Origin of the sequence: Metabacillus niabensis, assembly GCF_902829255.1 — a bacterium.
In the GTDB taxonomy this organism is placed as follows: Bacteria; Bacillota; Bacilli; order Bacillales; family Bacillaceae; genus Metabacillus; species Metabacillus niabensis.
In genome coordinates this window covers 1-1,081 of the sequence record NZ_CADEPK010000139.1, presented here as the reverse complement: position 1 = coordinate 1,081, position 1,081 = coordinate 1, and the positions used below count along the sequence as shown (strand labels likewise).

General features: G+C 32.5%; 1 protein-coding gene. It reads right to left on the bottom strand.

Features of this window, described 5'->3' with window-relative positions; genetic code table 11:
- Positions 1–39: 39 nt before the first annotated feature.
- A complete protein-coding gene (cotE, locus tag HU235_RS11340) occupies positions 40–582 on the bottom strand; it encodes an outer spore coat protein CotE (RefSeq protein ID WP_095302338.1) in 543 nt (180 codons plus the stop codon).
- Positions 583–1,081: the final 499 nt, after the last annotated feature.

The following is a 1,081-nucleotide window of genomic DNA, read 5'->3' as shown; positions in this document are numbered from 1 at the left end:
ATATAATAAAAGAAAACTAGGAGAGCTCTTCTCTCCTAGTTATTCTTCAACATCGCCAACTAAAAATTCAGGGTTTAAATCTTCAAATTCATCATCTAATTCTTCTTCCCAATCTTCATCTTCATCACAGCCGTCAGGATTGACACGTACGCATACTTTTGTTTCGCCAATGACTTCTGCAAGATGCTCACGTTCAGCTTGAACAATGATTTTATTTCCATTAGGAGAAATAGTTACCTCTAAGCAATTTGGCTGCTGCAATGCTTTACAAATTACTTCATGCTCATCATCAATAAAATTATCATCTTTATATCTTAGCTTGATGACATCTACATAATCTACACGCTCAGTTACAACTTCTGTTTTTGTGTTTTCATTGTAAGAATACCAAACGTTAATATCATAAGTACCTTCTACTTCAACTGTTTTACCTTTTTTTTGAGCATCATACGTATGGTTAATAATCCATCCTCCTAAAATGCTCGCTGGTCTTTGTGACGGTGATATCGTATGCGTACATTGGGTAAATTTTCGGCCCTTCGCTACTACCGCTTTTGTTATTATTTCTCTGTATTCAGACATACTAGCATACCCTCCTCAATGTATCTTCATTTAATCCTATGCTAGGCTAGTAACATTTGTGCTCAAGAATTAACTGAAAATATTACACGTTTAACCAATAAAAAGTGTATTTTTTTAGCTTAAAATATAATCATTATTGGTTATCAACAGGACTGTTATTGCCAGTTTAGTTGTTCCTTTTCTATATCATTCTGTCCTGAGGCTTTTACTACCCATTAAGATCGGGATAAATGAAACCGTATAGTTCATTCTATGCTAGTGTATGAAAATATGTGCCTAAAAAAGAAAAAAGGTGCATGTTCAAAACGATCATGACGTTTATTATTTTTATTTATACAGCTCATCTTTTAGACCTGATTGAAGGGAATAAATTCAATTTGAAAAACAGCATAAAAAAACGAAGAGATTTTTAATATCTCTTCGTTTCAGACTGTAGACAAACTCGATAAAATCGAGTTTGCATACAGTCTTTTTTTATTTAAAATATTTATTAATAGAT